Raw genomic sequence first — 16,846 nt, forward strand, 5'->3', positions numbered from 1 at the left:
CCCGCTAACCCCAACACTTTGAGAACGATTCCGGGATGCTCTCCCCCGCAACCGCTTCGGGTCGATAGCAAAATATGTCATTTTCTCGATGAAATATGTTGCGCTGCAACGAAATGTTTCCTCAGTGAAAGTGCGTCGTCAGTATTGAGTGGCAGCGTCGCTACTAGACCGCGAGTGGACGCCCTGCAGCTTCGGTCGCAGCGATGCGCTCTTCGATGAGGTCGACTCCTATGTTCTGTTCGCTCCCGATACGGATCGCGTCGACGATGACTTGAGTACGCTCCGCGGGTCCTCGCCGCTTTTCCGCCATGCGAACACTCGAAAGTGCGTGAGCGCCGATCATCACCGCGCCGAGTGCCGCAGCTTTCGAATATTGCACATCCGCCAGTCGAGGTTCTCGGACGTCATGATCCGGAGCAACAATGCAGTCGAGGACGGATCTGACGCGCAAGTGGTGGTTGTACCGGAGGCCGTTTCCACCGCCAGTTCGTGAGTGCTGTGGATGATCGTGCAGCAAATTTGACGGACCTGACATGGCGCACCTGATGTATCCGAAATCGTGCCGGCGTCGGATTCCTCGAACCCGCTGTCAAACCCGCAATTCCTCGCGGTGAGGACACGATTCGGTGCGACGTTTGGTTGGCGGGCCTTTGGGGTAGCGAGATGAGGATCCACCGGATGGTCGAACCCCCATTTTCGCGTCCGGTGGATCGCTTGTGCCGTGCCTCACCTCTGCCGGGTCAGGGCACGGTACGGCTCGTAGGGTTTCACTGATCTGGAACCCGACGAGCCGTCACGGTTTCGACCGCTGCCCTACATCAGGAGAGAAATGGTTACGTACACCTTCGACAGCGAGATCCCTGAGGATCTACCGATCACTAGAGCAGCTGTGGAAAGCACCAAGATCCCTGACGCCGTCGACACCGACGGAATGACCGTGATGGAAGCAGCCAGTTACGCCACCAATCCCCTCGATGCCCTGCTGAATGCGGTTGCAGCCCTCGAAGCGGCGCTGCATCAGAGCCAGGAGACGCCTTCGCTGGCCGAACGCGACCCGATCGCAACACCATAGCGTTGCTGGTCCGTGCAGAACGTCGCTTACGATGCGAGGTTGCCGAGTTCTTTGCGCAGGGCTTTGAGGGACTGGCTGAGCAATCGTGAGACGTGCATCTGGGAAAGACCGACTTTCTCGGCGATCTCCGCTTGGGTCAGTTCCCCGAAGAACCGGTACACGAGAATTGTCCGTTCTCGTTCAGGCAACGCTAACAGTGCCGGCCGGAGGGTTTCGTGGTTGTCGATCCCGTCGAGCGCAGCATCGTAGTCACCGAGCGTGTCCCCGATAGAGGCGCCGTCGGGTGAGGCCGCGACGTCCAGGGACGCAGAATGGTACGAATCTCCGGCCGCGGCGATGTTCGCGATCTCGGCGGGCTCGACGCCCAGATCTGCGGCGAGTTCGGGAACGGTGGGTTCGCGTCCGAGAGTTTGGGTGAGTGACGCCTGAGCTTTTTTCAGAGCCAGGTAGTTCTCCTGCAGTGAGCGGGGAACCCGAACGTCCCATCCCCGGTCACGGAAGTGCTTGCGCACCTCACCCATCATCGTCGGGACGGCAAAGGACAGAAAATCCTGACCTTTCGCCAGGTCGAAGCGATTGACCGCGTTGACCAGGCCCACGCTCGCGACTTGGACGAGATCCTCGTGTGTTTGACCGCGTCCTCGATACCGCCGTGCGATGTGATGAGCGAGAGGCAGGCACGTTTCGATGATCTCGGTGCGAAGCCGCTCGTAATCGGGGACGTCGGCGGGCACCGCGACGAGACGTACGAACAGATCGGTGACCTGCGAGTACTCGTTGACTTCCCGGGCAGGCGAGGTCACGAAGGCGCCTGCAACGCCTTGGTCAGGGTGATCGTCGCACCCCAGTTCTGCTCGGGCGAGGCCGGTGGGACCTGCTCGAGGACTACCGCGTCGACCAGGATCTCGAGGACATGCCATCCGAAGGACGAAGTGCTCGTGGTGATCTGCCCGGTTGTCGAGGTAGAGAGCATCACTCGCACAGCGCCCGGGTCGACATCTCCGTCGAATGCGCACGTCAGCGAGCTGGAAGGGAGAGCGTGGCCAATGAGAATGGTTGCCGCTTCGTCGGCGGCGAGAACGAGGTCGGACAACCCGTCCAACGAGAGCGCATAGTGCGCGGCCACGGTCCGCACTAGTGAACGCAGCACCGCGAGCTGATCAGGAGCTGCCGAAACGGACAGGGAAGGCTCAGCGGCGGCCGGGGAAACGATCGCTCGCTCGGGGAACGTCACGTGAGATTTACTCCTGTACCTGGTCGGATGCGACTAACTCCTGTAGCGGGAGTTAGGTGGCCGCACGCGAGAAACAATGGTCAGCACTTCAATACCCAGTTGACCGACCGTCAAATATCGAGCTTAGCGGTGTTGTCAGTTGTGCAACAGGACGTGATCGACTTGGGTGCGCACAGCGTCGGGGACATCGAAGCCTGCTGCTACTCGCGTGAGGAGATGCTCTGCGACACCACGGTCCTTGACGTTCGTTTCCTGAGGTGGTGGACCCGATTTTGCCGGCTGTGGACCGGCGGGCGACCGTTGCAGCGAAAACCGCAGTGAACGAACCAACCACCCCGACGAAACCAGCGACCATATGACCAGGACGACCACAGAAGCGAACAGCACTGGTGTCAGGGTTCTGTGGGTGCTTGACGGTGGAGTTTCGCGGCCGCGGTGAGGAGGTATTTTTCGGCGTCGGCGTATTCGGTGATCGTGCCGCCGGGGCCGGTGGTGTGGGCGAGGAGTTCGAGGTAGCGGCGCCGGTACAGGTGCGCGTCTGGTTGGTGCAGGAGGAAGTGCGCGGCGGCAACGACCTCCGGACGCGGTGCCGCGCGGATGAGCCTGGTGCGGGCGTCGTGGTGGCGCTGTGCCTCGGTGCTGTTGTCCGGATTCGTTCCGGGACGGTCGGCGTCGTGGGGTTTCCCGGTGGCGTGGGTCATCGAGTGGCCTTGGTGTGGACGAGGTCGAGGTTGTTGTCGTAATAGTCCAAGACACGGTGATCCATGATGGTTCGCCAGAGCGGTGGTACGGCGGCGCAGACGATCATCACCGCGTACCCGGCCGGCAACTGCGGGGCGGCTTGAGCGCTGCGCAGAGATTGATAGCGCAGACGCGGATTCGCGTGATGGTCACTGTGTCGTTGCAATTGATAGAGGAACAAGTTGGACACGAGATGATCACTGTTCCAACTGTCTTCGGGCCTGGCTTTGACAAAGCTGCCGTCGTTTCGCCGGGCGCGCAGGAGTCCGTAGTGTTCGAGATAGTTCGCGGCTTCGAGGAACGTGATGCCCGCAGCGGCTTGGAGCAGTAGCCAGGGCAGGATCTGCCATCCGAAGGTCACGGTCACGATCGTGTACAGAGCAGCGCTCAGGGCCCACGCCTGGAGGATGTTATTTGCCGGGGACAGCACCGTTTTTCCTTGACGGCGCAGGCGTGCCGTCTCGATCCCCCACGCCGACTTCAGTCCTCCGATGACGCTGCGAGGGAGAAACATCCAAAAGGACTCCCCGAAGCGGGCACTCGCCGGGTCATGGGGTGTGGCGACCTTGATGTGGTGGCCGTGATTGTGCTCGACGTAGAAGTGTCCGTACAGCGATTGGGCGAGAACGATCTTCGCCAACCAGCGTTCGAGGTTGTCGCTTTTGTGGCCGAGTTCGTGTGCGGCATTGATACCGACGCCGGCGACGACGCCGACGGTCATGGCGAGCGCGATCTTCTCTCCGGTCGCCATCGGGGCATAATACGACCAGCACCAGGCGGCGAAGACGAGACCTGCGTATTGCAGTGGCACGAACAGGTACGTGCACCACCGGTAGTAGCGGTCATTCTGCAGTGCCGCGATCACGGCGTCGGGTGGGGACTGCCCGTCGGGGCCGGCGACGAGGTCGACGACCGGGACTACAAGAAGCAAAATCCAAGCTCCCGTGGCCCAGAACAGTCCCAGGTGTAAATGTTCGACGAGTATCCAGGACAGGAACGGGCTGGCCGGGATCAGTAGTCCGAGTGGCCACCAGTAGCGTTTGCGGTCCCGCCACGTGTGCGCAATGCGACCGGATTCGGGGTGGAGGTTGTGGTGGGCGTCGTTGTCGGCGGTCATGAGCACATCACGGTAACGAGCGGATGGAGCAGCGTCATCGGCATTGTGCCGTTCTCTTGATGGTTAGTCGTGCGTACGAGAGGTGTATAGCGTTATACCGCAATAAGTTACAGGCAATGAAGGTTACATGTACTTGCGTTGTTCAGTTGGGTGCGCTCTCCGCGCGGGTGACGTATCCGGTTGTGGTGTGTTCGTGCTCTGATCACGGTTTGCTTCATATCGATTCGAATCTAATGACAAATTGGCAGTAGTTGTACATCGCTTTTTACAGATGCCGCAGCGTACCTTCGTCGATATCGAGGTCCCACAGGCTTGTCTCCCAAAGAATCACCTTTCCGATCGGCATTGCCGACTTACTGTCGACAACTTGGATTGTGTCATTCTGTTGATTGAATTCGTTGCACTGCAACGAGATGCGTTCATAGTGAAACGTATCTTCGCCTGGTATCGAGTGGCAGTGTCGCTACCAGAGTGCGAGCGGACGTCCTGCCGCTTCGGCCGCAGTGATGTGCTCTTCGATGACGTCGACTCCTACGTTTTGTTCGATCCCGGTACGGATCGCGGCGGCGATGGTGCGAGTGCGACCTGCGGGTCCGCGGACGTCGGCGAGTGGGCTGGCGATGTTGCGTCGCCGAAGCTCGTATTCGCTGCGGTTGCTGCGATTGGTTCCCAGCAGCAGGTGGGTGGGGTTGGTGCAGCCGGCGAAGTCGCATTGATGACACAGCACCGCGTCGTCGGTGCCCGACCAGCCCAGCCTCGAGATGACACCGTATTCGAGTTGGTAGGCGAACAAATGCGCCGGCACGGTCCCGCGGCGAGACGGCCCCGGCAGGCTCGCTGCCCGGAAGGAACCGTGCCCGGTCGAGGACACCCCGCCGATCCACGGCCAGCACTGGTGCTGGCGGCGTCGGTAGCGTTTGGATTCGAACCGAGAAACGACGGCTGGGTCGTCGAGCCAGGATCGCCATAGACGTTCGGGAATGCGTAGCGGTTGAGGTTGCCCGATCAACGTCATCTGGAACGCCGATGGCGTGGGAGTGCTGGTAGGCATCCCGGGGAGAGGCAATGGAGCATCGCCCGCGAACGTCATCGCCTGCTCCTGACACTCGATCCGGACTGTTACCCGGACTGACTGTAGGAGTGCGTACCGACAGGAATATGCCTGACCGGCATTCGGGCGTGCTGCGGTAACAGTTCCAGCGAGCAATAATCGCCCTCCGGCAGACGCGCCGAACTGCACCCCCACTTGTTGGGCCGAGGTCCCGATGCGGTTGCCACGTAGTTGCTCTGCCAGAATCAGGCAGATGACCGACAAAAACGGCACACGCGAAGACGTGCTCGCAGTGGGTTCTCGCGTACGAATCAGGGTGCCAGGCTTCGATGCTGATGGCAGCGTGGCCTGCACGGGTGTGGTGATCGAGGACTACGCGGACATGATCATCGACCGAGGTTCGGTGGGGCGGGACTGGGCTCCGGTACAGCGGTGGGCGATCGCACTCGACGACGGACGACTGATCTTCGCGAACGACGAAGACCTGACGGCCGCAGAGTAGGGTTCAGCGGAAGAATTGGCACCGACCGCTTTTCGTTACCACTGAAGCGGTAGCAGGGTGCCCGCTGTTACCCACGCGGCGCCCCAGCTCAACGAAGGTCTGAACTACCTACGCGAGGATGAGGCGCCGTCCTCGTCGCTTGGAAACTCGACCGCCTCGGACGTTCCGTCCTTCACGTCAGCGATAGCGTCAACGGCTGCCGTTCAGCTCGCGGGCGAGGAAACTTTGCACCTCGGAGCGGGAGTTGGCGGACGATCTGACCGACTTCAACGGCGGATTCTGCTGCACGCGCCACTGCACCGAGTGCGACGGTACTGTGAAGACCTCTGGCTTGTTCGGGAGTAGGGGAGAAAAATGTGTGCTGCTGCCAAAGTTGCCTCGTCGGTGATGCAAGTAGCCAACCTGGATCGGTCGGTGAGTTACTACTGCGACGTGTTTGCCTGCCGTGTCGCCTTACGTGAACGCGATGCCGTGCTTCTTCTGACGCCGGATGATTTTCAGATCTACATGTATGTGCAAAAGGGCGCATCCCGGCGAAACATGAGCAACATCGGCGTCCACTACGTCATGTGGTCCGCCGATACAGAAGAGGAACTTACGCGCATCAGTGAGCGTCTACGCACATATGATGCCTCCACCTTCACCCAGGCAGTCGGTGGAGTGACCTTCGTCGACGGCTGCGATCCCGACGGCATCCGTGTCATCGTCGCCTACCCGGGCCCAGAGCAACTACCCCGAGAGCTGATCGCACAACGATTCCACGGATAACTTGCCCAACGCACCCCAGGTAGCGGTGCGTTGGGCAAGTCAGTCCTCGCTGCTCACACGGTCACCGATCCACGCGAGGAGATGGGGATCGGATGACGTCAGACGCTCTACTTCCTCGCCCCCGTCGCAGCGTCGTAGTGAGATCATGATCGATGTGGGGGTGCGCTGTAGAACCCGCCACGTCGCTCCCGAATCGGACCAGCGCGAAAGAGTTTCCACCGGTTGATCTTCCGTCATGTCGGCTCCGCTCAGGTATTGGCCCAGCTGTCCGGTCCGAAGACCTCGTAGTGAATATTCTGCGACGGGACATCGCGTTCGAGCAACGATGCGCGCATCGCCAACATGAACGGCATCGGCCCGCAAAGGAACGCCTGGGTATCCGGTTCGACAGTGATATCGCGCAGATCGGCTCGGCCTTCGTGTACCGACCCGAACGGTATGTGCGTGCCGAGATCCTCGTACCAGCGGTGCAAGGTTGCTGCGGGAATCTTGTCGACGAGTGTGCTGAGTTCTGCTCGGTGAGCATGGTCCGCGATGGATCGATCAGCATGAATGACGGAGACGGAACGCTGTGCACCGGTGTCCGCAAGATGGTTGAGCATGCCGATCATCGGTGTGCAACCGATTCCGGCCGACGCGAGTAGCAGTGGTGAGTCGTCGTCAGGCATCATCAGATCGCCGAACGGTGTGGTTACCGACAGCTCGGAACCTTCGAACGCGTTGTTGTAGAGGAAGTTCGACACTTCGCCGTCGGGAGTTCCCGAGATTCGCTTCACACTGATCCGCCAGTCCGCGCTGCTCGGTATCGAACACAGGCTGTACTGACGGATCTGGCGAGCGCCGTCTGGAAGCACCACGCCGACCGAAAGGTACTGTCCGGGAGCAAAGGTGGGGAGAACGCTGCCGTCGAGCGAGGTGAGTGTCAGTGACACGGTGTCGGCGGACTGCAGGACGCGCTCACTGATTCGCACCGTCCGCCACACGTCGCCGGCCTCGACTCCGGCGAGCTGGTAGAGACCCCGTTCCATCGTGATCAATGTTTCCGCCATCAGCCAGTAGACCTCGTCCCAGGCTGCTGCGACGTCGGGAGTGACTGCATCGCCGAGTATTTCGACGATCGCGGCGAAGAGGTGTTCGTGAACGATCGCGTACTGATCGGGGGTGATTCCCAACGACGCATGCTTGTGAGCGATAAGAGAAAGGATGAGATCGACCTTGGCGCTGTCCGGCTCGAGCTGCAGTGTCGCGAATGCCGCGATAGCGCCCGCGAGTGCTTTCTGCTGTTCGCCCTGCTTCTGATTGCCGCGATTGAACAGATCGCGTTCGAGTTCGGGATGTGCGTCGAACATCGTGCGGTAGAACAGGGTTGTGATATCGCCGATGGCAGCGCCGACCACGGGAAGGGTGGCGCGAATGACCTCGGTTGACTGTGGGGAAAGCATGAGCTGCTCCGTTCGGTCGAAATTGACGTTGATCAGCCTGCTTCGTCGCTCCGAGTGGTGAGGCGAAGCAGAACAGTTTTGGACGGCTGCCGGATGACGTCTTCGATCGTGACCGCGTCGAGTGAGACGAAAAACGCTTCCTGAGCGTCACGCAACGCACTCCGAAGGAGGCAACCGCCGCGCAGTGGGCACGGCTTGTCGCCTTCGCAGTCGACGACCTCGCCTGGCCCTTCGAGGCGTCGGGCCAGCCAGCCGATGGTGGCGGTGCGGCCGAGTTCGGTGATGGAAAGCCCACCGCCGCGACCACGCCTGGTTGTGACGATGCCAAGCTCACCGAGCCGTGTAACCACCTTGGTGGCATGGGAATACGACACGTTGAGCTGCTCCGCAATTACCCGGGTACTGGGGGAGGCATCCGCGTCGAGTACGGCCAACCGCATGACGACGCGCAATCCCAGATCGGTGAACTGCGTCAGTTGCATGACCCGAACCTACATAATTCGCATCTGAGATGACTATTTATGTGAGGGGGATCTCAAACGAAGCCTCAACGCACCACGTCGACGTGGTCGAGAACGCTGTGAAGCGGCACCGATCGTGCAAATTGGTTTGTCGACGAAGATCGAACCGGGCACATCGTCCCGTAGCGCACGCTCAGAGGGCGGAGGTAAAACCGTACCGTCGACGCATTTCCTTGATGGCGACGACGTCTTTTGCGCTGAAACTCGTTGCAGCTGACCATTGCAGCGCTTGCGCGTAGTCCTCTCGCCACTGGTCGATCTCACGTGCGGTGAGGCGAGTGACGGTCGGTTTCTGTCCCTCGGCTACGGGTTCGAATTGGGCCAGAAACACGGCGAGTAATGCTGCTTCGCGCCGACACCTGTTCGTCATGGCGCCACCGCTTTGATGCTGATACCGGCAACGCGGAACGGTGCTGCAATGATCCCGCAAGCGTCGATCGGATCTCGGTGAGCCCGATCGATGCGTCGAACGCAACGACGAACAAATGATGTACAGGGACTTTCGTTCCGGAAATGCACTGTGCTACATAGTCTCATTACAGATGGAGCTCCATTCGGCCCCGACCTCATGAAGAACGAACAACTTTCAAGTAACTCACCGTAACAGTACGATTCGGATTATCGCTAACCTCAAGCTACCGACGGTTCGCTCACCGTACATCGCACCCGAACGACAACTGTCAACGGGGGTAACGACGGTGGACTGGATCTGGAATCGGTCCGCCACCGAAGTCCGTCGTATATTTTTTGCGTCGAGCGACTCGCCAACGGTCACGCCCGAGATCGCACGTGTGGGCTTCGGCTCCATGGTGCGCGGTTCTGTCTGCCACGATTTTTCTGCCGAAGATTTTGTGGCACTTGTATTACCGGGCTTCTCCTCGGAAGGTCGCGGAGGAGTCAGATGGCAACGCTTTTTCAGAGTCGACGGAATCGAGGCCGATCCCGGATCCGATGGAAATTCCACTACCAGAGGAGAATTGAGGGCGCGGTAAGCCCGGATATCCACCTCGCCGAGGTGCTCGGTGGTGACAGCAGCGATGAGCTGGTCCGGTCGAACATCGGTCCGAGTGGATCCTCGTACTCTCCGAAGCACGCGCAGTTCCGCCCGCGTCGTCAGCGAGCGCTGTGCGGCGGATTTTTCGCTTGTCGCATTGTTCCTTTTCCGGGTGTCGTGTTTGCGTTGTCCGTTGATCGACCTTTGCGGTCGACGAATATCTCACATCACAGCAGTCGTCTGCAGGACAGGTTTACAAGGATTGCCGGTACCCGAAAAATTCATGATCCTCGTTGTACCCGCCGAAGCCGCCACCGACGTCGGAATAGTCCGCGACGAACTCCACGCCCTTGAGCCACTTGACCTGCTTGAAACCGAGTTGCGTCTCATTGCGGAGTCGCAGCGGTGCACCATTGCCGAACGGCAAGGGGGCTCCATTCATGTCGTAGGCAAGCATCGTCAGGTGGTATCCCATCTGTTCGATCGGGTGCGCGTCATAGTAGGTACCCCCGTCCGGGCCGTCGCCGAGTGAATAGAACACCACCCACTTCGCGCCCGGTTTCGGTTGCACAAGGTCGATGATCGTCTGCATCGACACCCCGCCCCACTTGGCGATGCCCGACCATCCTTGGATGCAGAAATGCTGGGTGATCTGCTCCTGTAGTGGTAGTGCGCGGAGGTCAGCCAGGCCCAATTCCACCGGGTGCTCGACCAGTCCGTTGACCCGCAATCGGTAGTCGACGAAGTTGCCGGTCACGAGGGATTGGTATTCCTGCGAGTCGGGGTACTGCCCGTTGTGCCAGAAGTACGGGGAGATGTCCTTCTCGGTGTATTCACCCGGCTTGGAGTCGACGTGCTCGAACAATCGCTGCGCTGGTCCGATGAGCGCGAAACCCACTCGCTGGACCACTCGGGGATGACGCAGCGTGAGCGGGGTTGCCGCAACCCAGCCGACAATAACGACCACCATCGAGACCGCAAAGATCGTGAAGCCGATCCAGCTGTTGTCATCCCTAGACGCGTACATGTGGTTGGCGTTGCGGAGCAGTCCGGTGGTGAAGACCATCGCCACGTGGATCACGATGAACGCCAGGAACCAGATCAGCACGAGAAAGTGCAGCGAGCGGGCAGTTTGAATGCTCAATATCTTGCTGACCCGCCTGAAACGGGTGGACAACGCCGGCGACATACCCAGCCCGGTGATCATCGCGACCGGAGCGGCGACGAAGACCGTGACGAAGTAGGCGAGCAGTTGCAGTCCGTTGTACGCCACCCAGTGATCTTCGGTCGGCCAGTCGAGCGAAAGGTATTGCAGAAGTACAGAGATGGCGTTGGGGAAGACGTCCCAGCTGGTCGGAATCACATGCCGCCATTGCCCGGTCGCGAGCAGCAACACGTAGAAGATCAGACCGTTGAGCAGCCACAGCGTGTTGGTGCCGAGATGCCACCACCGGGCCAGGCCGATCGAGTGCCGGATCCCCGGTAAACCCACGTACCCGGGCAGGCTGATCGAGTCCTTCTTCGCTGTCCACAAGGGATCGGCAGGAACAGGTTTCTGGATACGGAACCATTCCCGGCCAGGTGTGCTGTGGCGAGTCCAGTACAGCCGAGGGTGGTCGGTGAGGATCTGTACTCCCGACCGGATGATGAAGACCATCAGAAACAGATTGAGAAAGTGTTGTGCACCCAACCATGCGGGGAGGGCCGATGTTTCGCCTGGGCCGGGCTCACTCGCACCGGGATGCTGCTCGATGAACACCTGCACGGACGACATGCTGCGCAGGTGTTGCGCCGCTGCGACTGCCCCGATCAGGACGACGAATCCGAGAGGGAGCAGCCAGAGCAGGTTGAACCATCTGCTGTGGCCGATGCGCATGCGAGGTGCGATACCGGTGGCGTACGGTACCGAACCCGCCCACGTGACGGGGTCGACGACGTCCGCACCTGGGGTCAATTGTGTGCGGAAGCTGTGCGCTACAGCAGGAGTCCGCGCGGCATCGGGAGCCGCACTCGGCGGTGTAGGTGGATCGGTGGAGTCGACCATCGGTCACATCCAAACGCTGTCAGCGACACCGGCGAGATACCGGTGTGCAAAAAATTGTTCGATGACCTGACCCTACGCACCACTATTAGCCGCAAAGTCGGCTTACCTGGTTTTTGTCGACTACCGCGTCGCATCTCGGAGCGTATATGCGGACACGTCGGGAACGACCCATTTCTCGTCGACTTCCTCGATCGGGAGAACATCGAGGACTATGTCCGGATCCAGCGGTATTGCTCCCACGATCCGGGGAACCCGCGTGCCTGTACCAGGAGGCGATGGGTTGCGCTCGTCCCACCTGATCGAGACCCCCGCAGCAAGGAGGGCATCCTGATCGACAACCACCACTACCAGTGGAAGTCGGAGGTCTTCGTACACTGTCGAGAGAACATAGTCGAGATCCGCAGTAGTGGCAGCATGGATGAAGCCGACTTGATCGAGAGTCGTTGCGCGGGTTGATCCTTCATATTCTCCGAATCGTTGAGCACCCTCCCAGTCATCAGCAAGGGCTATGTGAAAAATACATTCGCTCATCGGAAACCTTTCATCGACGTGGTCGGGTGTCAGTGAAGACAGGCGGACAACACCCCGAACAGAGAAATGATCACACTGATCAACAACACGACCTTCACCAACTCGAATGCGATGTACACCAGATGCATCGTCGAACGTGGTAGGTCTTCTCCGGCAAGGATCCGGTCGGACCGTCTACCGAGCCGCGGCCGGATCACCACAACCTGAACAACGAGCACCAGCGCGACCAGCACGAAGAACGTCAACGCAGGTGCGTCAGGTTTCGCGGCCATGCAGGATGCCGCCAATGTCAGTGCCAGAACCAACTCCACGGCGTTCAGTGCGGTGAAGACCTTCCGGCCGATCCCGAGCCCGATGGCCAGGCTCACTCCTGGAGCACGAAACTTGATCGGTGCTTCCAGGAAGGAAATCGCAGCGACCATCCCGAGCCAGAAGACCGGCAAAATCAATTGTGCGTAGCGTGCCGCTTCTGTCATAGGTCATCAGGCTCACCGGACGGGATCGAGTTCGGTTCGTTCACTGCGGAGGTGACAGCCTTCCTTCTACCTGCATGTTCTTCCGTCCTCATTCGTTCGGTCATGTGCGGGTAATGCAGTTCGAACGCGGGACGCTCGGAGCGGATCCGCGGCAGTTCGGTGAAGTTGTGCCGCGGCGGCGGACAACTTGTAGCCCATTCGAGCGAATTGCCGTACCCCCACGGATCGTCGACCGTGACCACCTGGCCGTAGCGGTAGGACGTGAACACGTTCCACACGAACGGCAACAGTGACGCGCCGAGAACGAACGAACCGATCGTGGAGATCGAGTTCAGCGTGGTGAATCCGTCCGAGGGCAGGTAATCGGCGTATCGGCGCGGCATACCTTCGGCGCCGAGCCAATGTTGCACCAGAAAGGTTGTGTGGAAACCGACGAAGGTCGTCCAGAAATGCCACCTACCGAGTCGTTCGTTCATGAATCGTCCGGTGATTTTCGGGAACCAGAAATAGATCCCGGCGTACGTGGCGAAGACGATCGTCCCGAAGAGGACGTAGTGGAAGTGCGCGACGAGGAAATACGAATCGGTGACGTGGAAATCGAGCGGCGGGCTCGCCAATATCACCCCGGACAGACCTCCGAAAAGGAAAGTCACCAGAAATCCGATCGAGAACAGCATCGGCGATTCGAAGGTCAATTGCCCCTTCCACATCGTTCCGATCCAGTTGAAGAATTTGACCCCGGTCGGTACGGCGATGAGAAAACTCATCATCGAAAAGAACGGCAGCAGAACGGCTCCCGTGGCAAACATATGATGAGCCCACACTGCCGCCGACAGTGCCGATATGGCGATCGTCGCGTAGACGAGTCCGAGATAGCCGAAGATCGGCTTGCGGGAGAAGACCGGAAAGATCTCCGACACGATACCGAAGAACGGTATCGCCACGATGTACACCTCGGGATGTCCGAAGAACCAGAACAGATGTTGCCACAGGATCGCACCACCGACGGCGGGATCGAAGAGATGCCCGCCCAAGTGTCGGTCCACGAGCAGTCCCATCAGCGCTGCCGTGAGAATAGGAAAAGCCAACAACACCAGGATCATGGTGATGAAGACATTCCACGTGAAGATAGGCATCCGGAACATCGTCATCCCGGGTGCACGCAGACAGATCACGGTGGTGATCATGTTGACCCCACCCAAGATGGTCCCGACGCCGGCCAGTGCGAGTCCCATGATCCACAGATCCCCACCGACACCTGGTGAATGCAGGGCGCTGGTCAGCGGGGAATACCCCGTCCATCCGAAGTCAGCGGCACCTCCGGGGGTGAGGAATCCGGATACGGTGACGAGCGCACCGAACAGGTACAGCCAGTAACTGAGCGCGTTCAATCGCGGGAACGCCACATCCGGTGCGCCGATCTGCAGGGGAAGTATGTAGTTCGCGAAGCCGAAGACGATCGGAGTGGCATAGAGCAGCAACATGATCGTGCCGTGCATGGTGAAGAGCTGGTTGTACTGCTCGTTCGAGAGAAACTGAAGACCGGGGACGGCAAGTTCGGTCCGGATCAGCAGGGCCATCAATCCGCCCAACATGAAAAAGACGAACGAGGTGACCAGATACATCACGCCCAGCTGTTTGGGATCAGTCGTAGTGGCAGCGGCATAGAGGAACGTGCCCTTGAGCCCCCGGCGTTTCGGGTAAGGCCGCGAAGGAAGGAGCCCTGTCACAACGGGAGTCATTGCCGTCCCTCACTGCGCGGGAGATGGCGGTCCGATATCCGGACGATTCGAGTACGGATACCCGACCACCAATTCCGTATCAACGCCCACGCGACCGAGATTCATGGATCCTCCCGGCGATCCCACCATCTCGGACGCACCGGGCAGTGGCCGATGGAAGAAGCGGGCGTTGTCATCGATGAAATCTTCCCAGCGGGCGGGGACGTCGGATTCGTACGAGATGGCCTCGACCGGGCAGACCGGCTCGCACGCGCCGCAGTCGATGCATTCGTCAGGGTGGATGTAGAGCGACCGCGCTCCTTCGTAGATGCAGTCCACGGGACATTCCTCGACGCACCCCCGGTCCAACACGTCGATACACGGTGCTGCGATCACGTATGTCATGAGCGACCTCCCGGGGTACTGCCTATTTTTAAGGAATTCTTTCCTCTAAAGTCTTACAGTATGGCGATACGAAAGGGAACCGGTTCTGCGCGCGCCGGCACCCATGCAGTACTTGCGTCCCGGCGGCGAGTCCAACTGCTGGACGCTTTGCGAGCCGGCGCGGAATCGATGACCGCCACCGAACTGGCGGATCTGTGCGGCCTGCATGTGACCACAGTTCGGTTCCACCTCAACGCGTTGATCGAAGTAGGCCTGATCGCGAAGGAGACCGAGCGCAACGTCACCCGAGGACGTCCGCGCCAGCTCTACCGGGCACAGAATCCACTCGGATCAGGAGTCGGGATCACCTCCGGATACGAAAAGTTAGCCCACGTTTTAGCGGCGCACTTCGCGCGCCACGCCGACGGTGATCCGCAAAAGCTCGCCGAGGCAGCAGGTCGACAGTGGGCGCTGGACGATCTCGGCGAAACCTCCGGAACCGGCCGATCCGCAGACGAGACGGTGCTCGTCGTCACCACCTTGTTCGCGGAGATGGGGTTCGATCCGGAACTCGAATCCTCGACTTCCCGAACGCGTATCCGATTGCACGCCTGTCCGTTCGAAAGCGTCGCCCGACAGAACCCCTCCGTTGTCTGTTCCTTGCATCTCGGTCTGATACGCGGCGTTCTGACACGACTCGGCGCACGTCAGATCAAGAGCACGCTCACCCCCTGGGACACCGCGCATACGTGCCTCGCGCAACTGGAGCGGCAATGATGCCCAGGTACATACAGCCGGTGTCTATCAATATCGACCTCGCACAGTCACATTCCCCTCCCTCATGCATTGCTGGACCACTGACGTGCTCACGCGATCGAAGATGTTCCCCGTTTCGGCGGACCGCATCGAGAAATGAACAGCCGGAAACTTCCTCACCACAACGGATTACATCCCATGAACATCTATCGCATGATCTGGTGGATTACCGCGGTCATCCTGGCCGTTTCAGGGGGATCGCCGCAGCCGTCACCGTCCAAACCGACGTTCTGGTATCAGCGGTGATTGCCGCAATGCTGATCGGAGGGGGTTCACCGTGGCTGCGACCGATCACACGTCGTACTACCCCACCACCGCGAACTCTCCTGACGATTGCGCTACGAGACGGCGCTACATGGGCGGCAGGAATGGTCACCGTCATCGGATTGATCACGCTCGCCGGCGCTCCTGCCCTACCGCTGATACTGCTGATGGCCATCACCTCCGCTCCGGTATGCCGCTATCTTCGCGACAGAGTCGAGTTCACACCCTCGCTCCCGTGCTCGAAAGATCCCCTGATACGCACCGGCGGCGTCGATGTGCCGCTTCTCCCATTGCCGGACTGCAGCCAACTCTCGGACGAAGCCCTGTGCCGATGTTGGCGCATGAGCTTCCCCGCGCTGCAGAGCGATCCCTCGACATCGCCCTCGGCCACGGACGCACTGCACCTCGCGCGTACCCGCGAGGCTTATCTCGACGAAATCGAACGTCGCGATCCAAGGGGATTCGCCCGATGGTTAGAGAGCGGCGCCCGCGCCGGCAGTGACCCCGCCAAGTTCCTCACCCCACGAGATCACCCCCCACCGCCGCAGCCCTAATTCAACGCCCCCGCCAAATACCCATGAACCAATGAGGAACCTCCTCATGGCCGGACCAGTCGAGAACGATGGAAATCCCTGGCCAGCACCGCATAAACCAAAGAAAGCGAACATCGTGGAAAAGATGTCCTTGACAGCGCTCGCTCGCCAACTCGCCGACAAGGCGGGAAACTCGAAGAGCGGCCGGAGCGCTCGTACCGTGTACGGCGGCCATGAACACGTCCTGCGTCAAACCGTCATCGCGCTGGCGGAGGGGCAAAAACTCGACGAGCACGAGAATCCCGGGGAAGCGACCGTCTATGTCCTCACCGGCCGGGTACGCCTGTGCGCGGACGAAAATGCGTGGGAGGGATCATCCGGCGATCTGTTGATCGTCCCAAATTCTCGGCATTCTCTCGAAGCACTGGAGTCCTCGTCCGTACTGCTGACGGTCGCTAAAACAATCTAAAAATATCGACGGCCTTCTGCGGCCACTGATGTGACCGTCATTTCTTACTCTGCTTCGTCATCGACCACGATCGAGTCGCAGAGCTGTGCCTGTGTCGTCCACGGGCACGGTTCGCGTTCCTTCTACGTGTCGATGGCAATCGTCCTGTGAGGTAAATGCATTGAAC

The 16,846-nt window shown here is 60.0% G+C and carries 21 protein-coding genes; 6 read left to right on the plus strand and 15 right to left on the minus strand.

Annotated features, from left to right (window positions below; genetic code table 11):
- Positions 1-163: 163 nt before the first annotated feature.
- On the minus strand, positions 164-379 hold the full coding sequence (locus GJB56_RS30580; RefSeq protein WP_154606743.1) for a hypothetical protein: 216 nt from the start codon (positions 377-379) through the stop codon (positions 164-166).
- Positions 380-829: 450 nt separating this feature from the next.
- Here GJB56_RS30580 and GJB56_RS30585 point away from each other — a divergent pair, with 450 nt between their 5' ends.
- Entirely contained in the window at positions 830-1,072 is a 243-nt protein-coding gene (locus tag GJB56_RS30585) for a hypothetical protein (RefSeq protein ID WP_113683980.1), read from the plus strand.
- Positions 1,073-1,098: 26 nt separating this feature from the next.
- Here GJB56_RS30585 and GJB56_RS30590 read toward each other — a convergent pair whose 3' ends face one another.
- The 5 genes from GJB56_RS30590 to GJB56_RS30610 all read right to left on the minus strand — a co-directional run bounded on the left by GJB56_RS30590 (position 1,099) and on the right by GJB56_RS30610 (position 5,254).
- Entirely contained in the window at positions 1,099-1,875 is a 777-nt protein-coding gene (locus GJB56_RS30590) for a SigB/SigF/SigG family RNA polymerase sigma factor (protein WP_113683981.1), read from the minus strand.
- Positions 1,872-2,306, minus strand: a complete 435-nt coding sequence (locus GJB56_RS30595; protein WP_113683982.1) for an ATP-binding protein — start codon at positions 2,304-2,306, stop codon at positions 1,872-1,874. The genes GJB56_RS30590 and GJB56_RS30595 overlap by 4 nt, the downstream gene beginning before the upstream one ends.
- A 392-nt stretch (positions 2,307-2,698) precedes the next feature.
- The gene (locus tag GJB56_RS30600; RefSeq protein WP_230091269.1) at positions 2,699-3,007 is read right to left on the minus strand and encodes a hypothetical protein; all 309 of its coding nucleotides are present in this window, start codon (positions 3,005-3,007) and stop codon (positions 2,699-2,701) included.
- Entirely contained in the window at positions 3,004-4,164 is a 1,161-nt protein-coding gene (locus GJB56_RS30605; RefSeq protein ID WP_113684016.1) for an alkane 1-monooxygenase, read from the minus strand. The genes GJB56_RS30600 and GJB56_RS30605 overlap by 4 nt, the downstream gene beginning before the upstream one ends.
- Before the next feature lie 463 nt (positions 4,165-4,627).
- Positions 4,628-5,254, minus strand: a complete 627-nt coding sequence (locus GJB56_RS30610; RefSeq protein WP_113683983.1) for a hypothetical protein — start codon at positions 5,252-5,254, stop codon at positions 4,628-4,630.
- Between the two features lie 214 nt (positions 5,255-5,468).
- Here GJB56_RS30610 and GJB56_RS30615 point away from each other — a divergent pair, with 214 nt between their 5' ends.
- Both GJB56_RS30615 and GJB56_RS30620 read left to right on the plus strand, forming a co-directional pair.
- Positions 5,469-5,717: a hypothetical protein gene (locus GJB56_RS30615; RefSeq protein ID WP_113683984.1), complete on the plus strand. Its 249-nt coding sequence runs from the start codon at positions 5,469-5,471 to the stop codon at positions 5,715-5,717.
- Positions 5,718-6,071: 354 nt separating this feature from the next.
- Positions 6,072-6,485 carry a VOC family protein gene (locus GJB56_RS30620; protein ID WP_113683985.1) on the plus strand — a complete coding sequence of 138 codons (414 nt, stop codon included), beginning with the start codon at positions 6,072-6,074 and terminating at the stop codon, positions 6,483-6,485.
- Between the two features lie 39 nt (positions 6,486-6,524).
- On the opposite strand, the gene GJB56_RS30625 is transcribed toward GJB56_RS30620, so the two are convergent.
- From GJB56_RS30625 to fdxA, 9 genes are all read right to left on the minus strand, one after another.
- Positions 6,525-6,722 (minus strand): hypothetical protein, encoded by a 198-nt coding sequence (locus tag GJB56_RS30625; protein ID WP_113683986.1) that lies wholly within the window; start codon positions 6,720-6,722, stop codon positions 6,525-6,527.
- Positions 6,723-6,733: 11 nt separating this feature from the next.
- Positions 6,734-7,927 carry a globin domain-containing protein gene (locus tag GJB56_RS30630; protein WP_113683987.1) on the minus strand — a complete coding sequence of 398 codons (1,194 nt, stop codon included), beginning with the start codon at positions 7,925-7,927 and terminating at the stop codon, positions 6,734-6,736.
- Positions 7,928-7,959: 32 nt separating this feature from the next.
- On the minus strand, positions 7,960-8,409 hold the full coding sequence (locus GJB56_RS30635) for an RrF2 family transcriptional regulator (RefSeq protein ID WP_113683988.1): 450 nt from the start codon (positions 8,407-8,409) through the stop codon (positions 7,960-7,962).
- 172 nt (positions 8,410-8,581) lie between these two features.
- The gene (locus GJB56_RS30640) at positions 8,582-8,818 is read right to left on the minus strand and encodes a hypothetical protein (protein WP_113683989.1); all 237 of its coding nucleotides are present in this window, start codon (positions 8,816-8,818) and stop codon (positions 8,582-8,584) included.
- 877 nt (positions 8,819-9,695) lie between these two features.
- Positions 9,696-11,486 (minus strand): molybdopterin-dependent oxidoreductase, encoded by a 1,791-nt coding sequence (locus tag GJB56_RS30645; protein WP_113683990.1) that lies wholly within the window; start codon positions 11,484-11,486, stop codon positions 9,696-9,698.
- 120 nt (positions 11,487-11,606) lie between these two features.
- Positions 11,607-12,017: a DUF952 domain-containing protein gene (locus GJB56_RS30650; protein WP_113683991.1), complete on the minus strand. Its 411-nt coding sequence runs from the start codon at positions 12,015-12,017 to the stop codon at positions 11,607-11,609.
- Positions 12,018-12,046: 29 nt separating this feature from the next.
- Positions 12,047-12,493, minus strand: a complete 447-nt coding sequence (locus GJB56_RS30655) for a hypothetical protein (protein WP_113683992.1) — start codon at positions 12,491-12,493, stop codon at positions 12,047-12,049.
- Positions 12,490-14,235 (minus strand): aa3-type cytochrome oxidase subunit I, encoded by a 1,746-nt coding sequence (gene ctaD / locus GJB56_RS30660; protein WP_113683993.1) that lies wholly within the window; start codon positions 14,233-14,235, stop codon positions 12,490-12,492. The genes GJB56_RS30655 and ctaD overlap by 4 nt, the downstream gene beginning before the upstream one ends.
- 9 nt (positions 14,236-14,244) lie before the next feature.
- Positions 14,245-14,619 (minus strand): ferredoxin, encoded by a 375-nt coding sequence (gene fdxA, locus GJB56_RS30665; RefSeq protein WP_113683994.1) that lies wholly within the window; start codon positions 14,617-14,619, stop codon positions 14,245-14,247.
- A gap of 60 nt (positions 14,620-14,679) precedes the next feature.
- On the opposite strand from fdxA, the gene GJB56_RS30670 reads away from it, so the two are divergent.
- The 3 genes from GJB56_RS30670 to GJB56_RS30680 all read left to right on the plus strand — a co-directional run bounded on the left by GJB56_RS30670 (position 14,680) and on the right by GJB56_RS30680 (position 16,680).
- Positions 14,680-15,375 carry a helix-turn-helix transcriptional regulator gene (locus GJB56_RS30670; RefSeq protein WP_113683995.1) on the plus strand — a complete coding sequence of 232 codons (696 nt, stop codon included), beginning with the start codon at positions 14,680-14,682 and terminating at the stop codon, positions 15,373-15,375.
- A 200-nt stretch (positions 15,376-15,575) separates the two neighbouring features.
- The gene (locus tag GJB56_RS30675; protein ID WP_230091254.1) at positions 15,576-16,232 is read left to right on the plus strand and encodes a hypothetical protein; all 657 of its coding nucleotides are present in this window, start codon (positions 15,576-15,578) and stop codon (positions 16,230-16,232) included.
- A gap of 115 nt (positions 16,233-16,347) precedes the next feature.
- A complete protein-coding gene (locus tag GJB56_RS30680; RefSeq protein WP_113684017.1) occupies positions 16,348-16,680 on the plus strand; it encodes a cupin domain-containing protein in 333 nt (110 codons plus the stop codon).
- Positions 16,681-16,846: the final 166 nt, after the last annotated feature.

This window comes from Rhodococcus sp. AQ5-07, from assembly GCF_009707305.1.
Taxonomy (GTDB): domain Bacteria; phylum Actinomycetota; class Actinomycetes; order Mycobacteriales; family Mycobacteriaceae; genus Rhodococcus_F; species Rhodococcus_F erythropolis.